The 23,372-nt window shown below is 36.3% G+C and carries 17 protein-coding genes; 9 read left to right on the forward strand and 8 right to left on the reverse strand.

What is annotated here, in order from left to right; all coding sequences use genetic code 11:
- Positions 1-45: 45 nt before the first annotated feature.
- Entirely contained in the window at positions 46-909 is an 864-nt protein-coding gene (locus tag LUA86_RS15075; RefSeq protein WP_231464189.1) for a M57 family metalloprotease, read from the reverse strand.
- A 97-nt stretch (positions 910-1,006) separates the two neighbouring features.
- The gene (gene acs, locus LUA86_RS15080) at positions 1,007-2,917 is read right to left on the reverse strand and encodes an acetate--CoA ligase (RefSeq protein WP_255713484.1); all 1,911 of its coding nucleotides are present in this window, start codon (positions 2,915-2,917) and stop codon (positions 1,007-1,009) included.
- 201 nt (positions 2,918-3,118) lie between these two features.
- On the opposite strand from acs, the gene rpmB reads away from it, so the two are divergent.
- The 5 genes from rpmB (at position 3,119) to rimO (ending at position 6,313) form a co-directional block, all read left to right on the forward strand.
- Positions 3,119-3,352, forward strand: a complete 234-nt coding sequence (rpmB, locus tag LUA86_RS15085) for a 50S ribosomal protein L28 (protein WP_231464193.1) — start codon at positions 3,119-3,121, stop codon at positions 3,350-3,352.
- Between the two features lie 44 nt (positions 3,353-3,396).
- Complete coding sequence (gene rpmG, locus LUA86_RS15090; protein WP_010599807.1) at positions 3,397-3,579, forward strand: 50S ribosomal protein L33; 183 nt, start codon at positions 3,397-3,399, stop codon at positions 3,577-3,579.
- A gap of 84 nt (positions 3,580-3,663) precedes the next feature.
- Entirely contained in the window at positions 3,664-3,819 is a 156-nt protein-coding gene (locus tag LUA86_RS15095; protein ID WP_231464195.1) for a DUF4295 domain-containing protein, read from the forward strand.
- Positions 3,820-3,905: 86 nt separating this feature from the next.
- A complete protein-coding gene (ftsY, locus tag LUA86_RS15100) occupies positions 3,906-4,868 on the forward strand; it encodes a signal recognition particle-docking protein FtsY (protein ID WP_231464197.1) in 963 nt (320 codons plus the stop codon).
- A gap of 113 nt (positions 4,869-4,981) precedes the next feature.
- Complete coding sequence (rimO, locus tag LUA86_RS15105) at positions 4,982-6,313, forward strand: 30S ribosomal protein S12 methylthiotransferase RimO (protein ID WP_231464199.1); 1,332 nt, start codon at positions 4,982-4,984, stop codon at positions 6,311-6,313.
- Positions 6,314-6,385: 72 nt separating this feature from the next.
- Here rimO and LUA86_RS15110 read toward each other — a convergent pair whose 3' ends face one another.
- The 4 genes from LUA86_RS15110 to LUA86_RS15125 all read right to left on the reverse strand — a co-directional run bounded on the left by LUA86_RS15110 (position 6,386) and on the right by LUA86_RS15125 (position 10,992).
- Positions 6,386-6,715 carry a hypothetical protein gene (locus tag LUA86_RS15110; protein ID WP_231464201.1) on the reverse strand — a complete coding sequence of 110 codons (330 nt, stop codon included), beginning with the start codon at positions 6,713-6,715 and terminating at the stop codon, positions 6,386-6,388.
- A gap of 333 nt (positions 6,716-7,048) precedes the next feature.
- The gene (locus tag LUA86_RS15115) at positions 7,049-8,047 is read right to left on the reverse strand and encodes an NAD(P)H-dependent glycerol-3-phosphate dehydrogenase (RefSeq protein ID WP_231464203.1); all 999 of its coding nucleotides are present in this window, start codon (positions 8,045-8,047) and stop codon (positions 7,049-7,051) included.
- Positions 8,048-8,243: 196 nt separating this feature from the next.
- Entirely contained in the window at positions 8,244-9,584 is a 1,341-nt protein-coding gene (locus LUA86_RS15120; protein ID WP_231464205.1) for an efflux RND transporter periplasmic adaptor subunit, read from the reverse strand.
- Positions 9,585-9,636: 52 nt separating this feature from the next.
- On the reverse strand, positions 9,637-10,992 hold the full coding sequence (locus LUA86_RS15125; protein ID WP_231464207.1) for a TolC family protein: 1,356 nt from the start codon (positions 10,990-10,992) through the stop codon (positions 9,637-9,639).
- A gap of 74 nt (positions 10,993-11,066) precedes the next feature.
- On the opposite strand from LUA86_RS15125, the gene LUA86_RS15130 reads away from it, so the two are divergent.
- From LUA86_RS15130 to LUA86_RS15140, 3 genes are all read left to right on the forward strand, one after another.
- The gene (locus LUA86_RS15130) at positions 11,067-11,684 is read left to right on the forward strand and encodes a polysaccharide deacetylase family protein (protein ID WP_231464209.1); all 618 of its coding nucleotides are present in this window, start codon (positions 11,067-11,069) and stop codon (positions 11,682-11,684) included.
- 417 nt (positions 11,685-12,101) lie between these two features.
- Complete coding sequence (locus LUA86_RS15135; protein ID WP_231464211.1) at positions 12,102-14,867, forward strand: bifunctional aconitate hydratase 2/2-methylisocitrate dehydratase; 2,766 nt, start codon at positions 12,102-12,104, stop codon at positions 14,865-14,867.
- 190 nt (positions 14,868-15,057) lie between these two features.
- Positions 15,058-17,337, forward strand: coding sequence for an aconitate hydratase (locus LUA86_RS15140; RefSeq protein WP_231464212.1), 2,280 nt, complete (start codon positions 15,058-15,060; stop codon positions 17,335-17,337).
- Positions 17,338-17,562: 225 nt separating this feature from the next.
- Here the strand turns inward: LUA86_RS15140 and LUA86_RS15145 are convergent, their stop codons facing one another.
- Complete coding sequence (locus tag LUA86_RS15145; RefSeq protein WP_231464213.1) at positions 17,563-18,900, reverse strand: GH1 family beta-glucosidase; 1,338 nt, start codon at positions 18,898-18,900, stop codon at positions 17,563-17,565.
- Between the two features lie 92 nt (positions 18,901-18,992).
- On the opposite strand from LUA86_RS15145, the gene LUA86_RS15150 reads away from it, so the two are divergent.
- Entirely contained in the window at positions 18,993-21,539 is a 2,547-nt protein-coding gene (locus tag LUA86_RS15150) for a PKD domain-containing protein (protein ID WP_231464215.1), read from the forward strand.
- Here LUA86_RS15150 and LUA86_RS15155 read toward each other — a convergent pair whose 3' ends face one another.
- Positions 21,540-23,354 carry a DNA mismatch repair protein MutS gene (locus LUA86_RS15155; protein ID WP_231464217.1) on the reverse strand — a complete coding sequence of 605 codons (1,815 nt, stop codon included), beginning with the start codon at positions 23,352-23,354 and terminating at the stop codon, positions 21,540-21,542.
- Positions 23,355-23,372: the final 18 nt, after the last annotated feature.

A 23,372-nucleotide genomic window follows, 5' to 3' on the forward strand; every position in this document is an offset into this window, starting at 1 on the left:
GGATGGTGGACTACAATTACCATCGACCACACCAGGCATTAAACTTCAAATCTCCTGTAGATTTATTGCAGGAAATTTGAGGACAAAATTATACTTTTGAATGGTCTGAAAAACAGGGGAGCTTACAGTACCTCCTGCGTTTGGGACATCAAAAGCATTCACTTGTGTTCCAATATCATCTACTCCAATACTAGATTCATTACCATTCCAATCGGTATGTCTAAAGCCAATGGTATGGCCAAGCTCATGGGCAACTACAGTGCTTATCTGAATGGAATTAAGACCATCATTTAGCATTTGTTGAGAATTAATTCTAACTAAAGAACCTGCACTTCCATTTAATGGGAATCGAGCACGTCCATAAGCGTTAAAAATCTCATTAACGATTAAAATATCATATGTTCCTCCAGAAACAATACTGAAAGAAATACCTGCTTGTGTTACACTATTCCAAATACCAATTGCATTATTTATTTCATTGGTTAAATTTACAATAGATGGATCTATAAAAACACGAACATTAATTCTATTATCAACGCTAACTAAATGCCCAGTGTATGATTGACTAACTTTTGAACTACCAGCATTTGGATCAGTACTCATTAACTTATCTTGTAAAATCATTGGGGCTTCTACTTTTAAGCTTTTATTTTCGGGTATTTTCATGTTTTTTGGAAACGATATATCACCCTGCACAACATACTCATTTCCAACATCTTTAATTGACGACTCAGAATAACCTAAACTTTTTATGTACATCAGTACATCCTTGTTTTCATCAATCACTTCTATGTTATTACTATCCTTTTTACACGAGATGATTGCTAATAGCATTAAGAAATAACATAGATTTTTAATTTTGTTTGCTTTTATAGTTTTTGATTTAGTTGCTAATTTATTTTTGAACAAAACACCTTATGTCCAATAAGTTAAACATAGCAAAAAGGAGTAAAAACAAAAAATGCCCTCGAAATTCGAGGGCATTTTTTTATAAGTAAATTCAAATCTATTTCAAATTCTTTGAAGCTTCGATAATTTCCTCTACAACAGCCGGATCTAAAAGCGTTGAGGTATCGCCTAAATTTGAAGTATCGCCTTCGGCTATTTTACGTAATATACGTCGCATAATTTTTCCTGAACGTGTTTTAGGTAAACCTGAAACGAACAATATTTTATCAGGTTTGGCAATAGCACCAATAACACGAGTTACGGTTTGCAGAATATCTTTTTTAGTTAATTCTGCTTCTCCATGCATTTCAGGGTTGATAACAAAAGCATAAATACCCTGACCTTTTACATCATGTGGATAGCCAACAACAGCGCTTTCTACAACACCAGCATGCATATTAATTGCATTTTCAACTTCGGCTGTTCCTATTCTATGTCCTGATACGTTTAAAACATCATCTACCCTACCCGTTATTCTATAATAACCATCCTTATCACGTAAACAGCCATCACCAGTAAAATAAAGATTCTCGTAAGTAGAAAAATAGGTTTGCTTGCAACGCTCATGGTCGCCATAGGTAGTTCTGAGCATTCCCGGCCAAGGAAATTTAATACAGAGATTTCCGCTTACATCATTACCTTCAATTTCCTTTCCATTTTCATCAACCAGAATCGGCTGAATCCCTGGCAAAGGTAAAGTTGCATAACTTGGTTTGGTTGGCGTAACGGTTGCAATAGGTGAAATCATAATTCCACCGGTTTCCGTTTGCCACCAGGTATCAACAATTGGCGCTTTGCTTTTTCCTATTTTTTCATCGAACCAATGCCAGGCTTCTTCATTAATTGGCTCACCAACCGAACCTAAAACTCTTATTGAGCTTAAATCTTTTCCATTCAAAGGCTCTTCACCAAAACTCATTAACGAGCGAATAGCGGTTGGAGCGGTATATAATGTATTCACTTTGTGTTTTTCTACAATATCCCAAAAGCGAGATGGACTTGGATAGGTTGGTATGCCTTCGAACAAAACAGAGGTTGCGCCTTGAGATAGCGGACCATAAACAATGTAAGAATGGCCTGTAATCCAACCAATATCAGCGGTGCAAAAATAAACTTCATTTGGCTGGTAATTAAAAACGTTGGTAAATGTGTATCCAGCGTAAACCATATATCCGCCGCAAGTATGCACTACACCTTTAGGCTTACCGGTTGAACCTGATGTATAAAGTATGAACAACATATCTTCAGCATCCATTTCTTCTGCCTCGCAAACATCATTTACGTGTTTAACCTCATCTTCCCACCAAACATCTCTACCTTTAAGCATCGAAACCGGTGTACGCACATGCGTTAAAACGATACATTTTTCTACCGTTGGACAGCCGATTAAAGCATCATCAATAACATCTTTAAGGGGAATCTGCTTATTCCCTCTATAAGCGCCATCGGCGGTAATTACCAGTTTACATTGCGAATCATTAATTCTATCGGCGATAGATTTAGCAGAAAAGCCACCAAAAATTACGGAGTGTACCGCACCAATTCTGGCACAAGCCAAAACAGCAATAGCCAACTCAGGTACCATTGGCATATAAATACAAATTCGGTCGCCTTTTTTGGCACCATTTCTTTTTAAAACATTAGCAAAACGGCATACTCGTTCGTGCAACATTTTATAGGTATAGGTTACAGATTCTTCTTCGGGATTATTTGGTTCCCAGATAATGGCAGGTTTATCACCATTGGTTGCTAAGTGCCTATCTAAACAATTTTCCGTGATATTTAATTTTGCGCCTTCAAACCATTTAATATTCGGTTCCTGAAAATTCCACGAAAGCACTTTATACCAGGGTTTTCGCCATTGAAAATTTTGTGCAACTTCGCCCCAAAATTGTTCGGGGTTTTCTACGCTCTTTTTATAATCTTCTTCGTATTGTTTAAAGGATGTAATTTGCATGCCGCTGTTTATATATTTGTTAGTATCGGCTAATTTACTGAATTTATAATAACGATAAATGCCGAAATCGTATCAAAATAGATTGCTTGGATGGATTAAAAAAATATATGAAAAATTTTAGCCACTCTCTTGCTGTTTTCAATTATTATTCAGATATTTGCACACTCTTAAAAAAATTAAGCGGACGATATTTAACAACTATATTTACAAGTCATGTCAAGAGTTTGTGATTTAACAGGAAAAAAGGCAATGGTAGGTAATAACGTTTCACACTCAAACGTTAAAACTAAGCGCAAATTTTATCCTAATTTGAAACTTCAGAAATTTTATATCCCTGAAGAAGACCGTTGGATTACGTTGAAAGTTTCTACTTCAGCGATTAAAACCATCAACAAAGTGGGTATCAACGAAGCAATTAACCGTTTCGTTAAAAAAGGATTTTTGTAAAAAACATTAACTGTTGAGATTAACAGTTTACAATTTATATTAAAATGGCAAAAAAAGGTAACAGAGTTCAGGTTATTTTAGAATGTACTGAGCATAAAGAAAGTGGCATGCCGGGTATGTCTAGATATATTTCTACCAAAAACCGTAAAAACACTACTGAGCGTTTAGAATTGAAAAAATTCAACCCGGTATTGAGAAAAGTAACCGTACATAAAGAGATAAAATAATTGATTGAAAGATTGATTGATTGACTGAATTTTTTATTCTATCATTTAAGCATTCTCTAACTCAATAATTAAAATTATAAGAACATGGCAAAGAAAGTAGTTGCAACCCTTAAAACAGGTACAGGTAAAGAATATTCGAAAGTTATTACAATGGTTAAATCACCAAAAACTGGTGCTTATTCATTCAAAGAACTTATCGTACACAACGAACACGTAAAAGATGCTATTGCATCTAAATAAGGTTAATATTTTTTAATATTGATAAAAATATTAAAGGCCGTTCCGTTTTAACCGGAAGGGCTTTTTTTGTTATATAAAATTTTAATATGGGTTTATTCGATTTTTTCAAAAAGAAAGAAACTGCACCTGAAGCTCAGGAAGCTTTAGACAAAGGTTTAGAAAAAACCAAAGATGGCTTTTTCAATAAAATAACTAAAGCTGTTGCAGGTAAATCTTCTGTTGATGATGAAGTGCTCGATAATCTAGAGGAAGTTTTAGTAACGTCTGATGTTGGCGTTAAAACCACCTTAAAGATTATTAGTAGAATTGAAGAACGCGTTGCCCGCGATAAGTACCTTTCTACATCTGAGCTTAATTATTTACTTCGCGATGAAATTCAATTATTGTTATCAGAAAACAATAGTAACGATTTTCGTCAGTTTGAATATGGCGACCATAAGCCTTATGTAATCATGGTTGTAGGGGTTAATGGTGTGGGTAAAACGACTACCATCGGCAAACTTGCACATAAGTTGAAAGAAGCCAATTTAAAAGTTGTTTTAGGTGCTGCAGATACATTTCGAGCTGCTGCAGTAGATCAGATTAAACTTTGGGGCGAAAGAGTTGGTGTGCGTGTTGTAGCGCAAGCCATGGGTTCTGACCCGGCTTCTGTAGCTTTCGATACACTGCAATCTGCAGTTGCCAATAATGAAGATGTTGTAATTATAGATACCGCTGGCCGTTTACATAATAAAATTGGCTTAATGAATGAGCTGGGTAAAATTAAGCAGGTAATGCAAAAAGTTGTGCCAAATGCTCCGCATGAAATTTTATTGGTTTTAGATGCTTCTACTGGTCAGAATGCGTTTGAACAATGTAAACAATTTACCGAAGCAACTGATGTTAATGCTTTAGCCATAACAAAATTAGATGGTACAGCTAAAGGTGGTGTTGTAATTGGTATTTCCGATCAGTTTAAAATACCTGTTAAATACATTGGTGTAGGCGAAAAAATTGGCGATTTACAACTCTTTGATAAGAAAGAATTTGTGAATAGCTTGTTCAAGTAATAACACATCAGTTATTTCGAGGCACGAAGCAACCTCGTAGAGTATTTAAAAGATTGCTTCGTGCCTCGCAATGACGAGTAGCGAACATAATTAGTAAAGATTAAGTGTAAAAGATGAATACCAAATTAGCAAAAAGTAAACCCGCAGTTAAACAACCTAAAATCAATGTGATTACGTTGGGTTGTTCTAAAAATATTTACGATTCAGAAGTATTGATGGGACAGTTACGTGGCAATAACCTAAATGTTATGCACGAATCTGATAATATGGGCAAAGATGATATCGTTGTTATCAACACTTGTGGGTTTATCGATAACGCAAAACAAGAATCTATCGACACGATTTTGCAGTTTAGTGAACTTAAAGAAGCCGGCAAAATTGGCAAAGTTGTGGTTACAGGTTGCTTATCAGAACGCTATAAACCAGAGTTAGAATCAGAAATTACGAATGTTGATGCTTTCTTTGGCACAAACGATTTACAAAACATTTTACATGAGCTTGGTGCCAATTACAAGCACGAGCTAATTGGCGAACGCTTATTAACTACACCTTCTCACTATGCATATTTTAAAATTGCAGAAGGCTGTAACCGTCCGTGCTCATTCTGCGCTATACCGCTTATGCGTGGTAAGCACATGAGTAAACCAATGGAAGAATTGGTGAACGAAGCGAAAATATTAGCTAAAAATGGCACAAAAGAATTAATCCTGATTGCTCAGGATTTAACCTATTACGGTTTAGATTTATACGGCGTTCGTAAGCTCGATGAATTAATGCGTCGTTTATCTGATGTTCAGGGTATAGAATGGATTCGTTTGCAATACGCTTATCCATCTGGTTTCCCTATGGAGATTTTAGATGTAATGAATGAGCGTGATAACATTTGCAAGTATCTTGATATGCCATTGCAGCACATTACTGATAATATGCTAAAATCGATGCGCAGAGGAACTACAAAACAAAAAACCATCGATTTAGTAAACCAAATTAGAGATAAAGTACCAAATATTGCCATGCGTACTACTTTAATTTGTGGTTATCCCGGCGAAACCCAATACGATTTTGAAGAAATGGCTGCTTGGGTAGAAGAAACTAAATTTGACCGTTTAGGCTGTTTTACTTATTCTCACGAAGAAAAAACACATGCACACACCTTAATTGATGATGTTCCGGATGAAGTAAAACAACAACGTGTTGATGACATTATGGAAATTCAGCAAGGCATTTCTTTCGAAATAAATCAGGAAAAAGTTGGCCAAACTTTTAAGGTATTAATTGATAAAAAAGAAGGCGATTTCTTTGTAGGCAGAACAGAATTTGATTCGCCTGAAGTTGATAACGAAGTGTTAATTGATGCAAGCACAGGTTACGCTGCAAACGGCAGCTTTGTGAATGTTAAAATAGATAGAGCTGAAGATTTCGATTTATACGGAACGATTGTTTAATAACTTTTAAAATAACTAAAACAAAAAAAACCGATAATTAATATCGGTTTTTTTTGTTTTCTTTTAGCTGTATTATGGTCTGATTTTAATCTGGCTAGGTTTTAACCAAATTTTTGCGCCTTTAGCGTTAACGTAGTATTTTTCGTTTTTCGAGTTAATGTAAACATTCGAACCATCTGGAGCCATTCTGCCTTTCCAGGTTTTATCTGTTACTTTTGCTTCACTTTTTACAGCTACCTCAGCAGTTTTATTGCCTACAGATTTTGCGCCTTTACCAATTGCTTTACCAGTTTTGTCTAAAGCTTTACCAACCTCAGTTTTTTTCTCTTGTGCCTGCGCACTAAAGGTTAAACCTCCAAATAATGCAAGCGTAAATAATCCTATTGCTAATTTCTTTTTCATAACCATTTAATTTTATTTGGATATTATAACAAGCGATTGGTGGTTTTGTTTTGCCATACAGCAGAGTTGTACGTTAAATAAACCTAATTGCAGCGTTATCCTATTTCGAAGTACAAACGCCAGGATAAAAGCTGACATTCATGAAATAGATATTAGCGGAAAGTAGGACAACAGTAACCCATAAGCCTTGAAATTGCTTTACAAATACTTGAAGCGCTAAACCTGTAATTCTTTTCAGCGTATCTTCCCGTGCTTTGCTATATCCTTTCGCTGCGCTACAGGGATGCCGCTTTGCCCGGGGCTAAAAACAAAATCTCTGCAAAAAACGAAAGTTTAATTAAGCTTTTCTGCCAATAGTTTCATTTCTACGGCAGGCGAACGGTTCTCGTACAAAATGCTGTGTACGGCTTTACAAATTGGCATATCTACATTGTAATCGTTGTTTTTGATGTGCATACATTTTGCAGCGTAATAGCCTTCGGCAATCATATTCATTTCCAACTGTGCAGATTTAACAGTGTAGCCTTTACCAACCATGTTACCAAAAGTTCTGTTTCGGCTAAACTGCGAGTAAGCGGTAACCAATAAATCGCCCAAATAGGCCGATTCTTTTATATCGCGGTCGATAGGATGAACGGCATCTACAAAACGCTTAATTTCTCGAATAGCGTTACTAATTAAAACCGCCTGAAAGTTATCTCCATAGCCAATTCCGTGGCAAATACCACTGGCTACGGCGTAAATATTTTTTAAAACCGCAGCATATTCGGTCCCGAAAATATCGTCAGATACGTTGGTTTTTATGTAGCGTGTATTTAAAAATGAAGCAAAAGTTAAGGCGTTATCAATATCTGTACAGGCAATTGTAAGGTAAGAAAGCTTTTCAAAAGCAACTTCTTCTGCATGGCATGGGCCGCTTACCACTAAAATATCATCGTAAGAAACGTTGTATTTCTGGTGCAAAAATTCACCAATAATCAGGTTATCTTCGGGCACAATACCTTTAATTGCCGAAACAATTTTTTTGCCTTTTAAATCATCAGCGGTAATATCTACCAAAGAATCTTTTAAAAAAGCAGCCGGCACGTTTAAAATAATAAAATCAGCGGCTTTAACTATGCACTTAATATCTGATGAAATGTTATCGGCGGGCAGCTTAATCTCCACCGAACTTAGGTAATGCGGATTGTGTTTAAATTTTTTAATGTTATCAATAGCATCTTTATTACGCATCCACCAAAAAATTTCTTTTTCGGTCAAATTATCTGAAAGCATTTTTACTATGGCGGTAGCCCAGCTTCCACCACCTATCATGGCTATTTTTGGTAACATCTGTTTAAAGAAAGTTAAAGGTAAAAGGTGTAAGGCTTAGTTTAAAAGCAAATGCTTTAAATCCTAAATCTTACACCTTAAGGCCGCAAGTTACTATTAATGGCAAATATTAAGGCAAAAAAAAATAAAAGGCCTAAGGTGTAGATGCATGTACGCAATCTAAACCTTAGGCCTTAAACCTTTCAAACTAAAAAATCTATTTTTTACCTTCTTTATTAAATAGTTGGTCTTTAGATGTTTTTTCTACAACCATTCCGTCTTTTAGTTTACCCTGAATAGCAGAATAAGGACCGGTAACAATCTCCTGACCATTTTTCACACCTGATTTAACGATGATAAACTGGTCGTTTTGAATACCTGTAGTAACTTCTGTTTGTTTAACTTTTTTGCTAGCTGCATCGTAAACATAAACGAATTGCTTAACGGTTTTATCCGTCAGTTTAGATTTTTGTTTATCGCTGTTCTCCTGATTATTTGCATCTCCGCTATCGCCAGATTTATTTTTATTATCGGTAAATACAGCCTGAATTGGCACTGATAAACCTTTTAATGATTCGCTTTCAATATCAACCGTAGCAGACATACCCGGACGGAAAATTGATTGTTGTTTGCCAGATAATTCTTCAGTAATTCTGATTTTTACAGAGAAGTTAGTTACCTGATCTACAGAAGTAGAAGTTGTTGTTCCAACTGCGGTTGAAGAACTTGCAATTTCAGTAACCTCACCTCTAAATTTTTTATCAGAGAAGGCATCTACTTCAATCGAAGCTTTATCTCCAACTTTTACACGGGTAATATCATTTTCGTTTACATCAACATTTACTTCCATTGATGATAAATTAGAAATACGCATAATTTCTGTACCTGCCATTTGCGATGTTCCTAAAATACGGTCGCCAAGCTCTATTGAAAGTTTAGAAACCACACCATCTACAGGTGCGTAAATTGTAGTTTTAGCAAGGTTTGCACCAGCTTCTTTAACATTTGCACCGGTTTGTTCCAATGTAAATTTAGCACCAACAACATTTTCTTTGGCACTTGCTAAGTTTGCTTTTGCTGTTAAATAAGCGGCTTTTGCTGCATCAAACTCAGAAGCAGAAATTACTTTTTTATTAAACAATTCTACATTACGTTTATAAGTAGCCTCTGCATTGGCAAAATTTGCCTGGTTTTGAATAAGCTGTTGTTGTGCTGCTGCTACACTCGCTTTTTGAGCATTGAAGGAAGCAACAGTTCTTTCATAACCCGATTGTAAAACATCCGGACGTACTTTACAAAGTAACTGGCCGGCTTTAACAATATCACCTTCCTTAACCTTTAGCTCTACAACCTCACCAGAAACTTCCGAACTCAGTTTAACTTCGGTTTCAGGTTGAATTTTACCGCTCGCTGTTACGGTTTCTACAACCGTTCTTTCTGCCGCTTTATCTGTAGTTATTTTCTCGGCCTTACTGCCGCCAATAACGCCAGCAAGCTTTAATCCGATTAAAACAACCAGGATAACGCCAATGGTAATTAGAATGTGTTTAAGTTTCATAATAATTTATTGTATTTCGTTTGTTTGTATTTAAAATTGTAGTGTTTATGCGTTAAAACGTGATTTGCTTGCCTAAATAATAATCAATTACTTTAGCTCTAAAAATTAAATCATATTTAGCTAAAATAAAATCAATTTCGGCTCTATTTCTGTTCGTTTGAGCAGTACTGTAATCTAGAGAATTTACTAAACCTTGTTCATAGCGTAAATCAACCGCATAAAATGCATCTTTTTGAGCAAGAAAAGCATTTTGAGTAGATGCATATCTGCTTTTTGCAGCCGTTAAATCTACAACAGCCTGGTTAATTACTTTAATTAAATTATTTTTTGCTAAAGCCTCATCAGTTTGGCGCTGCATTAAAGTAATTTTTGCTCTACGAACATTTGAACGAGTTGAAAAGCCATTAAAAATAGGGACTTGAATACCCATGTTTATAAACTTACCAAAGTTATCTGCCAACTGATCTGTTAAGCCCGAATTTGAACGGAATTGACTGGCATTAAACTGATAATAATATGCAGAGCCTAAACCTCCACCGAAAGTAATTTGAGGAAAATAGCTGCCTTTTGCAACATCAATGGCTTTTTCTGCGGCCTTTTTATAATCAATAGCCAATTTAATATCAGGAAAACTTTCCATTGCCTGTTTGTAAATATCATCAGGTACGTAAGAAGTTTTTACATTATCCACCTCGTTAACCAACGGAGGCTGAACCTTAAATGTCATTGGTGGCTGAATTTCCATTAACTGACCCAATGTTAAATACGACACCGCCAATTGATTTTCTGCATTAGTTAAATTTAATTCTGCAGTGGCCGCTTGAGATTTAGCCAAAGAAATATCTGCAATTGTTTTGCTGCCAGCATCTAATAAAATCTGTTCGCGTTTTAATGTAGCATTTGCAACCTCTAATTGTTGTTGTGTAGCTTTAACCTGGTCTTGATTATTTAAAACCTGAAGATAAGCCGTAACAACCTGCAAAATCAAATCATTTTTAACTTTATCTACATTAGTTTTACTGGCATCTAATAAAAATTTATTCTGTTTTATCTGATTGATTTTTGTACCACCACCAAAAAGCGAAACATTTGCATTGATATTTGGATTTAGGTTGTAGTTTTGTGTATTTTCAAATAAACCCGAAACCTGCTGACTCCTACCCCACTGCAACGATTGGTTAACACTTCCATTTACAGTTGGCAACAATGCATTTTTTGATTGAGTTAAATTTTCTTCGCTAATAGAAGCGCTAAAGGCAGCTTGTTTAATATTCAGGTTATTTTTCAGCGTCCTGTCAACAGCTTGCTCTATGGTAATAACTTCTTGAGCTTTAACTGCCTGGCTGAAACTTAAGGCTAACAATAATGCAGAACCGGTAATTAATTTATTTGTGGTAAACATCTTCATAATTAGTTTTTCAAATCTATATAAACAACTTTAATAATTTCAATCTATCAAGGCAATTATTACCTTTGAAAGCAATGTACCTTGTGAAATCGCCGCTTCTGCTTAAATGGTATTATCCATCATTATTATGGAATAAATCCCGAAAGGAAAAAGTTATTTATTTAACCTTTGACGATGGACCTATACCCAATGTTACAGATTTTGTATTAAAAACTTTAAAAGCATTTAATGCAAAAGCGACATTCTTTTGTATTGGTGATAATATTTCAAAGCATCCCGAAGTTTTTCAACGTGTAAAAAACGATGGCCATGCTATCGGAAACCACACTTTTAATCACCTAAAAGGATGGATTACCAACGATGAAACCTACATTCAAAACGCCTTAAAATGCCAGACTTTAACGCAAACAAATCTTTTTCGCCCACCTTACGGGAGGATTAAGAAAAGTCAAATCGCAAATCTCAAATCGCAAATCGCAAATCTTGAAATTGTGATGTGGGATGTTTTAAGTGGCGATTTTGACATTATACTTCACCCAGAAAAATGCTATCAAAATGTAATTAAACATACTCAAAACGGATCTATAATTGTATTTCACGATAGTTTAAAAGCTTTTGACAGATTAGAATATGCATTACCCAAAGTTTTAAGTTATTTCGCTGATAGAGGTTTCACTTTTTCAACGTTGTAGTTTTTAGCCATTGCTGTGCCATTTGTGGCAATGTCCCATAATTGGATTGTAGATGGAATTTTAAAGATAAACCTGAATTCTATACGTTCATAATTGAACATAACTGTTCGTAAATGAACAGTTCTCCGCTTAGAAAAAATGGCAACGCATTAATTTCAGTTATTTAGAACTATGATTGTTTTAAAGCAAAATTATGGTTAAACCTTCTTCGTTAAAGTGATATCATATTATACAATTTCCATTATTTAATCGCCTGCCTTATTTGCGTTTAAAGGTTGTTTTTGCTATTTTTGCTCTAATTCCAAAAACAGTATTTTTTGGCTAACCAACACAAATTAATTCACAAAAAAATAATTCTAAGCTAGGGCTGTTTGCATTTTTTGCATCGCTTAAAGCGAAAGGAATAAAATATATAAGATGAGTATTTATAACGATTATATCCAGGAGATTGAAGATAGAAAAACCCAAGGTCTTCACCCTAAACCAATTGATAGTGCCGAATTATTAAGTGAAATAATTGACCAAATCAAAAATGTAAACAACTTTAACAGAGCAGATGCTGTTAATTTTTTCATATACAATACCTTGCCGGGTACAACTGGTGCAGCTGGCGTAAAAGCCGAATTTTTAAAAGAAATTATTTTAGGTGGAGCTGTTGTTCCGGAAATCACGCCTGATTTCGCTTTCGAATTGCTATCGCACATGAAAGGCGGTCCGTCTATCAAAGTTTTATTGGATATCGCTTTAGCAGATAATGGCGATAAGGCTAAAAAAGCTGCAGAAGTGTTAAAGACACAGGTTTACCTATACGATGCAGATACCGACCGTTTGAAGGAAGCATACACTAATGGTAATGAAATTGCGAAGGAAATATTAGAAAGTTATGCGAAAGCCGAATTTTTCACCAAGCTTCCAGAAATTGCTGAGGAAATTAAAGTGGTAACCTTTATTGCCGGTATTGGCGATATTTCTACCGATTTATTATCTCCTGGTAATCAGGCGCACTCCCGTTCTGACCGCGAGTTACATGGTAAATGTATGATTACACCAGAAGCTCAGGCACAAATTAAGGCTTTACAAGCTCAGCATCCAAATAAAAGTGTGATGCTTGTAGCAGAAAAAGGTACTATGGGCGTTGGTTCTTCTCGTATGTCGGGTGTAAATAACGTTGCTCTTTGGACAGGAAAACGCTCAAGCCCCTATGTTCCATTTGTAAATATTGCGCCAATTATTGGTGGTACAAATGGTATTTCGCCAATTTTTTTAACAACTGTTGATGTTACTGGCGGTATTGGTATCGACCTTAAAAATTGGGTTAAGAAAACGGATGAGAACGGAAACGTTATCCGTAATGAAAATAACGAACCTATTTTAGAAGAAGTTTATTCAGTTGAAACCGGTACGGTACTGACCATTAACACGAGAACAAAAAAATTATACAATGGCGAGCAAGAGCTTATTGATATTTCAAAGGCTTTAACTCCACAAAAATTGGAATTTATAAAAGCTGGTGGTTCTTATGCCATCGTGTTTGGTAAAAAAATCCAAACTTTTGCTGCCAGAGTTTTAGGTGTTGAAGCGCCTTTAGTTTATGCTCCTGCAAAAGAAGTATCTATCGAAGGCCAGGGTTTAACCGCTGTAGAAAAAATTTTTAATAGAAATGCTGTTGGTTTAACGCAAGGTAAAGTGCTACATGCCGGTTCAGACGTTCGCGTAGAAGTAAACATTGTAGGCTCTCAGGATACTACCGGTTTAATGACTGCCCAGGAGTTAGAGGCCATGGCAGCCACAGTTATTTCTCCAATTGTGGATGGTGCATATCAATCTGGTTGCCATACTGCTTCAGTTTGGGATAAAAAAGCACAGGCCAATATCCCTAAATTAATGAAATTTATGAACGAGTTTGGTGTAATTACCGCTCGCGACCCGAAAGGCGAATATCATGCAATGACGGATGTAATCCACAAAGTGCTTAATGATATTACGATTGATGAATGGGCAATCATCATTGGTGGTGACTCGCACACGCGTATGTCTAAAGGTGTAGCTTTCGGAGCAGATTCTGGAACTGTGGCTTTAGCATTAGCCACAGGCGAAGCTTCCATGCCAATTCCTGAATCTGTAAAAGTTACTTTCAAGGGCGAAATGCAAGCACACATGGATTTCCGTGATGTTGTTCATGCTACACAACTGCAAATGTTACAGCAATTTGATGGTGAGAACGTATTCCAGGGCCGCATTATTGAAGTACATATTGGCACTTTATTAGCCGACCAGGCATTTACATTTACAGATTGGACCGCAGAGATGAAGGCAAAAGCCTCTATCTGTATTTCTCAGGATGATACATTAATTCAGTCGTTAGAAATTGCGAAAAACCGCATTCAGATAATGATTGATAAAGGTATGGACAACCATAACCAGGTTCTTCAAGGTTTAATCAATAAAGCAAACAAACGTATCGAAGAAATTAAAACTGGCATTAAACCAGCTTTAATGCCTGATGATAACGCAAAATATTATGCTGAAGTAGTTATCGATTTAGACATCATTAACGAGCCAATGATTGCAGATCCGGATGTAAATAATGCGGATGTTTCTAAACGCTACACACACGATACCATCAGAGATTTAACTTTTTACGGTGGCGATAAAAAAGTTGATTTAGGTTTTGTTGGTTCTTGTATGGTACATAAAGACGACCTGAAAATTGTTTCTCAAATGTTGAAAAACGTTGAAAACCAAACCGGTAGTGTATCATTTAAAGCACCGCTTGTTGTGGCCGCTCCTACCTATAATATTATTGATGAACTAAAAGCCGAAGGCGATTGGGAATATTTACAAAAATATTCGGGTTTTGAATTTAGCGATGCTTTACCAAAAAGTGCTGCCCGTACCGAATACGAAAACATTATGTACTTAGAGCGCCCTGGTTGTAACCTTTGTATGGGTAACCAGGAAAAAGCAGCCAAAGGCGATACTGTAATGGCTACATCAACACGTTTGTTTCAAGGGCGTGTAGTAGAAGATAGAGATGGCAAAAAAGGAGAATCGTTACTGGCTTCAACGCCTGTTGTTGTTTTATCTGCTATTTTGGGTCGCATTCCAAGTATAGAAGAATATAAAATGGCTGTAGAAGGCATCAATTTAACCAAGTTTACCCCAATTTCTACAAAACAATAAGAACAAAAAAACATATCATTTGTTAATCAATTGAAAAGGCTATCCGAGGTATCAGGTAGCCTTTTCATTTATTAATATTTTCATAGAATGATTTTAAATAGCGAATTATGACAAATTTCAAAAATAAGTCTATTTAAAATTGTTTACTTTAGAAAGTAACCTTATTCAACATCATTTAAAAAAATAAAATATGGCTTTTGATATAGACATGATTAAAAAGGTTTATGCAAACTTTCCTGGCCGCGTAGAAGCAGCCCGTAAAGTTGTCGGCAGACCTTTAACATTATCAGAAAAGATATTATATGCTCACCTTTGGGCCGAAGAACCTAAAAAAGCATTTTCTCGCGGATCTGATTATGTTGATTTCGCTCCAGACCGTGTAGCGATGCAAGACGCAACCGCTCAAATGGCTTTACTGCAGTTTATGCAGGCAGGCAGACCAAAAGTTGCCGTGCCTTCTACAGTTCATTGCGATCACTTAATTACCGCTAAAGAAGGTGCTTCTATAGATTTACCGCATGCTAAAACAGAGAGTGCTGAAGTTTTTGATTTTCTATCATCTGTTTCAAACAAATATGGTATTGGTTTCTGGAAACCCGGCGCTGGTATCATTCACCAGGTTGTTTTAGAAAATTACGCATTCCCGGGTGGGATGATGATTGGTACCGACTCACACACGGTAAATGCCGGCGGTTTGGGTATGGTTGCAATTGGTGTGGGTGGTGCTGATGCTTGTGATGTTATGGCTGGCCTACCTTGGGAACTAAAATTCCCTAAACTTATTGGTGTTAAGTTAACCGGAAAATTAAACGGTTGGACAGCTGCTAAAGATGTTATTCTTAAAGTTGCAGGTATTTTAACTGTAAAAGGTGGTACAGGCGCAATTGTAGAATATTTTGGCGATGGCGCTACTTCTATGAGCTGCACCGGTAAAGGAACAATTTGTAATATGGGTGCTGAAATCGGCGCAACTACATCAACTTTTGGTTATGATGAGAGCATGGAACGCTATTTACGTGCTACAAACAGAAATGATGTTGCTGATGAAGCAAACAAAATTGCAGAATATTTAACCGGCGACGCTGAGGTTTATGCTGACCCGGAACGTTATTTCGATCAGGTTATCGAAATTGATTTAGATACATTAGAACCATATTTAAACGGTCCGTTTACACCAGATTTAGCTACTCCGGTTTCTCAAATGAAAACAGAAGCAGAGAAAAATGGCTGGCCTTTAAAAGTAGAATGGGGCTTAATTGGTTCTTGTACCAATTCTTCTTACGAAGATTTATCAAGAGCAGCATCAATTGCAAACCAGGCAATTTCAAAAGGCTTGGCAACTAAAGCAGAGTTTGGTATAAATCCGGGTTCAGAGCAAGTGCGTTACACTGCAGATAGAGATGGTTACTTAAAAACTTTCGAAGATTTAAATGCTACCATTTTCACCAATGCCTGCGGACCATGTATTGGCATGTGGGATAGAACTGGTGCAGAAAAGGCAGAAAAAAATACAATTGTACACTCGTTTAACAGAAACTTTGCTAAACGTGCCGACGGAAATCCAAATACATACGCATTCGTTGCTTCGCCAGAAATGGTTGCTGCCATTGCAATTTCCGGTAATTTAGGTTTCAATCCGTTAACAGATACTTTAACAAACGATAAAGGCGAACAAGTAAAACTCGACCCTCCTACCGGATTAGAATTGCCTACAAAAGGTTTTGCAGTAGAAGATGCTGGTTTTCAAGCACCAGCGGCTGATGGTTCTAAAGTTGAGGTTTTGGTTTCTCCAACCTCTCATCGTTTACAGCTATTAGATCCTTTTACGCCTTGGGAAGGTACAGACTTAAAAGGCTTAAAACTTTTAATCAAAGCTAAAGGTAAATGTACAACCGATCATATTTCTATGGCTGGTCCGTGGTTAAAATTCCGTGGTCACTTAGATAACATTTCAAACAACATGTTAATTGGTGCGGTAAATTACTTCAACGATAAAACTGATAACGTTAAAAATGATTTAACCGGCGAATATGGTCCGGTTCCGGCAACCCAACGCGATTATAAAGCGGCTGGTTTAGGTTCTATCGTGGTTGGCGATGAAAACTATGGCGAAGGTTCATCTCGTGAACATGCCGCTATGGAGCCTCGTCATTTGGGTGTACGTGCGGTATTGGTAAAATCTTTTGCCCGTATCCACGAAACCAATCTAAAAAAACAAGGTATGCTTGGGTTAACCTTTGCCGATAAAGATGATTACGACAAAATTTTAGAGGGCGATACCATTGATATTTTAGGCTTAACAGAATTTACGCCAGACAAACCACTAACATTGGTTTTACATCATTTAGATGGCACGCAGGAACAATTCCCGGTTAACCATAGTTACAATGCGCAACAAATTGATTGGTTTAAAGCCGGTGGTGCATTAAACATTATCAGAGCCGAAGCTGCTGCAAAAGCAGGTAACTAATCGCTACACCCGGGAAACCGAATTTATAAGTTTAGAATAGTTAAATCCCATTTTGAGTAAAATCGAAATGGGATTTTTTATTTTAAAAGCATTTTCAGTACTGCTTAGGTTCCGATACTCCCGTTATCCGCTAAAATCTTTTTGCGAATGTCAGTTCGAGCTTGTTAAAAATCTGCAACAAAAAGTATTACCGCTGCTACCGGGTTTAGCAATCAAAAGACACCTTTACAATCTTAAAAACTCCTGCCACCAATAACCAGATTCTTTAATCGTTCGTTCCTGCGTTTTAAAATCATTATATATCAGGCCAAATCTTGCGTTAAAACCTTCAGCCCATTCAAAGTTATCCATTAAGGTCCAGGCCATATAACCAGAAATTGGAGCACCATCATTCTTAGCTTTTAGCAAAGCATTAAGGTATAATTTAAAATATTCGATGCGTTCATTATCGATAACTTTGCCATCAATAATTTTATCATGGTACGCCGCACCATTTTCGGTAATCATTATATTTTTTACACCCGGGTAAGCTGCAAACTTCATAATAATATTATAAAAACTGTCAGCGTTAATTTCCCAGCCCATTGCCGTATGAGGTTTTTTTCTGCTCTTGGCTTTAACTTCCCATGCCTGTATAACCGGAATAAAAGCATTATATTTCACCGTTAACGGAAAATAGTTTTGTAAGCCAATATAATCAAAGTCGAATTTATACCTGTCTGTATGTCGCCAGGTTCCATATTCAATTTGAAACTTCTCTAAAACATCCCAATTTGCAGTCGGAAAGCCCAAACCCAAAATGGGCTCAAGAAATAATCTGTTCATTAAAGAGTCTATTCTATTGGCAGCCAGATTGTCGTTATCGCTTTGCGTAAATGGTAAAATTTCTGAGCAAGAAAATGTGGTACCAATATGGGCTTTATTTACCTCAGCTCGTAGTATTTTACCACCATCGGCTTGCGCCAAAGCTGTATGATGAACGGCAGAAAAGAAATTGCCCAGACCAGTTTTACCTGGCGCATGTATACCCAACATATAGCCAAGTGATGTAAAACCGAATGGCTCGTTTATAACCAGCCAGTTTTTAACTTTATCGCCATATTCAACTGCGCAAATACTTATAAAAGTATTAAAGGCAGCATTAATGCTAAAGCTGGTCCAGCCGCCTTCGTCTTCCAGCGCTTGCGGTAAATCCCAATGGTATAAAGTAATGTATGGTATTATGTCGTTTTCCAAACATTCATCAATTACATTATGATAAAACCTAATGCCTTCCTGATTTATATCTCCCCTGCCTAAAGGCAAAATTCTGGACCACGCGATGGAGAACCTAAAAACTTTGAAGCCTAAAATTTTAACAAGTGCAATGTCTTCTCTAAAACGGTGGTAAAAATCGCAGGTTACATTTATTTTATGTCCATTTTTAATTTTACCATTCTTTGCAGAAAAGGTATCCCAAATCGAAGCACCTTTGCCATACATATCAGATGTACCTTCTATTTGTGCAGCAGCAGTTGCCACGCCCCATAAAAAGTCGTTACCAAAATCAGAAGCTCTTATCATTTCTAAATCGCTTCTATAAAGATGAAAGTTTAATATTAATAAATCATTAACTATCTTAATTACCTAAAAGGTTTTTTTTATAGATTTACTTTATGCGCTTTCTACTTCTCTCTTTATTTATGTTGCTTTGTTCATATCAAACATGGGCAAAACTTGCACCACCTGCAAATGATGAAATTGCAGATGCTATAAAAATTACGAATACATCAGCGTTTTGCACAGACGATGCAACATATAATAATTTAGAAGCCACCCAAACCACCACTTATGCAAAGCCTATGGGTTGGTTTGCCACAGGTAAAGACGTTTGGTTTAAATTTACAGCATCAAAATACGATGTAAACATATCCGTTACGGGTAAAGTTAATGCCGCAAGTACCAATACCATGGTAGCTCCACTTGTAGCGCTTTATACATTTGAAGCCAATAGCACCTCAATATCTGAAATGATAGGAACGAGTTTTAGCTCAAACAATGTTACCTCTCTTTACAAAGGTTCATTAACAATTGGGCAGGAATATTACATCAGAGTGAGCGCTGTAAATGATAATACCGGGACATTTAAATTATGTGTAGATAATTATTTTCCACCGATAAAAGCAGGGCAGGATTGTATATCGGCATCAATATTATGTTCAAAAGAATCGTTTACTCAATTAAATGTTACAGGTGCCGGCAAAAATAACACAGAATCTGAAGGAACTTGTTTAGGTAGAGAATCCAATTCTTCCTGGTATTTATTTAAAGCTTCAAAAGCTGGAACTTTAACTTTTGTAATCACACCATCTGTAACTACGAATGATATTGACTGGGTTTTTTATGATTTGGGCGTTGATGGCGATTGCAGCAAAATTAATTTACTTAATGCTATTCGATGTGCCGCGGGGAGTGGCGTAACTTGTACGCCTAGTTACTATAAAACCGGGTTAAGCATGACGGAAACGGACTTAACAGAAAGCTCTGGTTGCCCAAATACATCCCAAAATGGTTTTGTTAAATATGTTGATTTAGTTGAAGGCAATACTTATGCACTTTTAATCGATAATTTCTCGAGCGGGAATAATGGATTTACTATAGAATTTGATGGCACGGCAGATTTCGCTGGCCCTACTTCAGAAATACTATTCGAAAAATTAAGTCCTTGCACTGATGCTCAAGCATATGTTTTTGAAAGTAAGTCTGAAAATTATACTTCCTTAAAATGGTCGTTTGGCGAAGGCGCAAGTATGACATCCTCTACAGAAAAAGGTCCTTTTAAAATAAGTTACAGCACACCTGGTGAAAAGGTTGTTGTGTTAGAAGCTATGGGCTCTAACGGTTGTAATGTGATAACAACCCAAAGCTTCATCGTAGCTAAAACGCCTGATAAACCATTAGCAACAGCTTCAAGTGTAAATCTATGCCAGGGCGAAGTGCTTCAGCTTTCTACCCCGGCTGTAAAGTTAGCAACGTACCATTGGTCTGGCCCTAATAACTTTTCATCTCCAGACAGAAACCCAACTATACCGGTAACAGGGCCTGAAGTGATAGGAACATACAAACTATTTATACAAGTGGGCGACTGCGTTAGTCCGGAAAATAGTTTAGAAATTTTATCAGTAGATTTAAAACCTGAGGCAGATTTTTCTATCGTTACCAATAATAAATGCGAAGCAAACCAGAGTTTTACACTCGTAAATGCTTCAAAAAATTATACTAAAGTAAGTTGGGATTTCGGGAATGGAGTTGGGAGCAATACAAACACCCTAAATGATGGAAAAATCATAACCTACCTAACGCCTGGTTTAAGAACGATAACTTTAACAATAGAAACGCCGAACGGCTGTATAGCAACTAAAAGTATTGATTTAACGGTTGAGGTAAAACCTGAAATACCGGTAATAGCCATTAATCAACCATCGTTTTGCATAGGCGATGTTATAAAACTATCTGTTCCTACCTTAACCGGCATTGTTTACGAATGGACTGGCCCTGATAATTTTAAAGCCACTACAAATGCTATTGAAATACCCATTACAAATTTAAATCAGGCAGGTACATATAGCGTTTCGCTTACATCAGGCAGTTGTATTCCGACTATTGCGAGTATTGTTATTCCACCTATTGCAAAAATACCTATTGCCAATTTTTATACTGAACCCGGTTTTAATGGCAAATATTCTGTTCCTGCACCAATAAATTTTGTTAATAAATCTACAGATGCAGATTTTTATGAATGGGAATTTGGCGATGGCTTTACATCAACAGAAACCAATCCTTTACATACATTTAAAACCGATGGATTGTTTAAAATAAAGCTTACTGCTTTCTCTAAAAATGGTTGCTTTAACAGTATTATTTTAGGCGATTTATTAGTGAAAAAAGAGAGCTCGATTTTTACGCCAAATTCTTTTACCCCAAATGGCGATGGAATTAATGATGAATTCATAGTTGGGATAACCAACCTGAAGCGATATAAACTTCAGATATTTAACAGATACGGGAGCGTTGTTTTTTTAAGCGAGAACATTTACGACAATTGGAAAGGCGTTTTTAAAGGCAATGATTTGCCTGTTGGAATTTATTATTATCTGATTCTTGGCACTACGCTAAAAAATGAAAACGTAAAATATTCGGGTTCAGTAATGCTATTGCGGTAATTATTCCAAACTCAAGCCTATTTCTTTTAGTAAAATTGCTGCATTAAAAGTAGAGCATGGCCCTTGCTTTAATTTATAATCAAATTTCATCTCGCCGTCTTGTATTTGAATGTCGAAGTGGAAATTTCTTAATGTTTTTGGATGTTCGTTTATCATATCAGCCAGTTGCAAATCATGAGTGGCAAATAATGCCGGTGTTTCTTCGGCAATCAACTTTTCAATAAAAACCTTTGAGCCTAAATATTTATCGCGACTATTGGTTCCACGCAACATCTCATCAATTAAAACAAAAGTATCTCTTGATTTTGATACATTATCCAAAATCATTTTCAAACGATTTAACTCGGCCTTAAAAGTTGATGTACTTTCATTTAACGAATCTTTAATTCGCATAAAAGTATTCAACTTAAAAACCGAAAGGTTCATTTCTTTGGCACACACTGGCGCACCCGTATAAGCTAATACTGCATTAATACCTACTGTTCTTAAAAATGTACTTTTTCCAGCCATGTTCGAGCCAGTTACAACATCAACGGTAGGAATGTTTTCTATATTAAAATTATTACGTACCCTGATGTTTTCAGGAATCAGCGGATGTCCGATTTCTTCAGCTTGTAAAGTAAAATCATTTTTTATTTTAGGGAAAACCCATTCAGGTTGATTGTATGCAAGGGTTGCCAGAGCTATCAGCTCTTCAAAATCACCTAATTGGTTTAATGCAGCCACAACATCTTTTGATGAATTTTGATGCCACTCATTAAGTTTAATACAACATTTTAAATCCCACAGCAAAAAAGCATTAAGCGCTGTGCTCACTACAATATTCAGCCTTGCATCAAATTCCTGAATAATTTTCGAAAGCTTCTTAATTTCTTCGCTTACTGGTTTATCACTAGCAAATAAAGATTGAATGTAAACAGTGTTCCAACTATGTTTTTCTGTCCAGCTTATGGCTTTTGCATAACCATTTAAAAGATTTGAACCACCGCTAAAACTATAATACACCTTGTTTATTTTCGAGCCTTTTGAAACGACAAAAGCAATGTTCGCCAATAAATAAACCGTTAACAAATTCCAAAAAATTCCACCAAAAAATATTGCAGCAGCAAGTATCCCGAAGGATATAAAAGGAGCTATTTTTACGTAGATCTTTAATGCTCCATTTCTGATAAATTCGAGTTGCGCTGCCAGTTCCTTGTCGAGTTGTGCTTTTATACGCTCAATTTTTTCGGCATCGAAACCATGCAGATTTGCCCTAAAATCAAAGGTATCATCAATACAAGTTAAAACCTCCTTTACAGCTTCTTGCCTGGATATAATAAAAGATGCTTGTACACTTTCTTTAAGATTTTTCGCCAGCAGCGCCTTCCCCTTTTTGGTATAACACCTGTTGATTAATGCGTATAAAGATGCTTTTCCAAAAATATCTAAATCAGAAGTGTAAGGATGAATTTCTGATTCGTATTCGGCGCCGTCATCATAACCATTTTTTATGCCGTTTAACAGATTCCACTCATTCTGATACACCCATAGCAGTTGTTTCTGATAAGAAATTTCATTATCCAGCTTGCTTTGTTTTTTTACAACAAAAGCAAAAACCACAATCGGTATTACCAATCCAATTTGAATTATTGTTCGCCCAATATCATCAGCAGAGTTTAACAGCAAAACGAATAGTGCAACCTCAACAAAAAATAAAGCAATTCTTAAATACGAAAAGTTTTCTATCCGCTTTTTTGTGTTTTCTATCGTAGCGGTAACCTGTTCTATATGCTGGCTGTAACCAAAAATTATCTGTGCTTGCGTTTTTAACATTATATTTGAATCTCCAAA

This window comes from Pedobacter sp. Leaf132, assembly GCF_920984695.1.
Classification (GTDB): domain Bacteria; phylum Bacteroidota; class Bacteroidia; order Sphingobacteriales; family Sphingobacteriaceae; genus Pedobacter.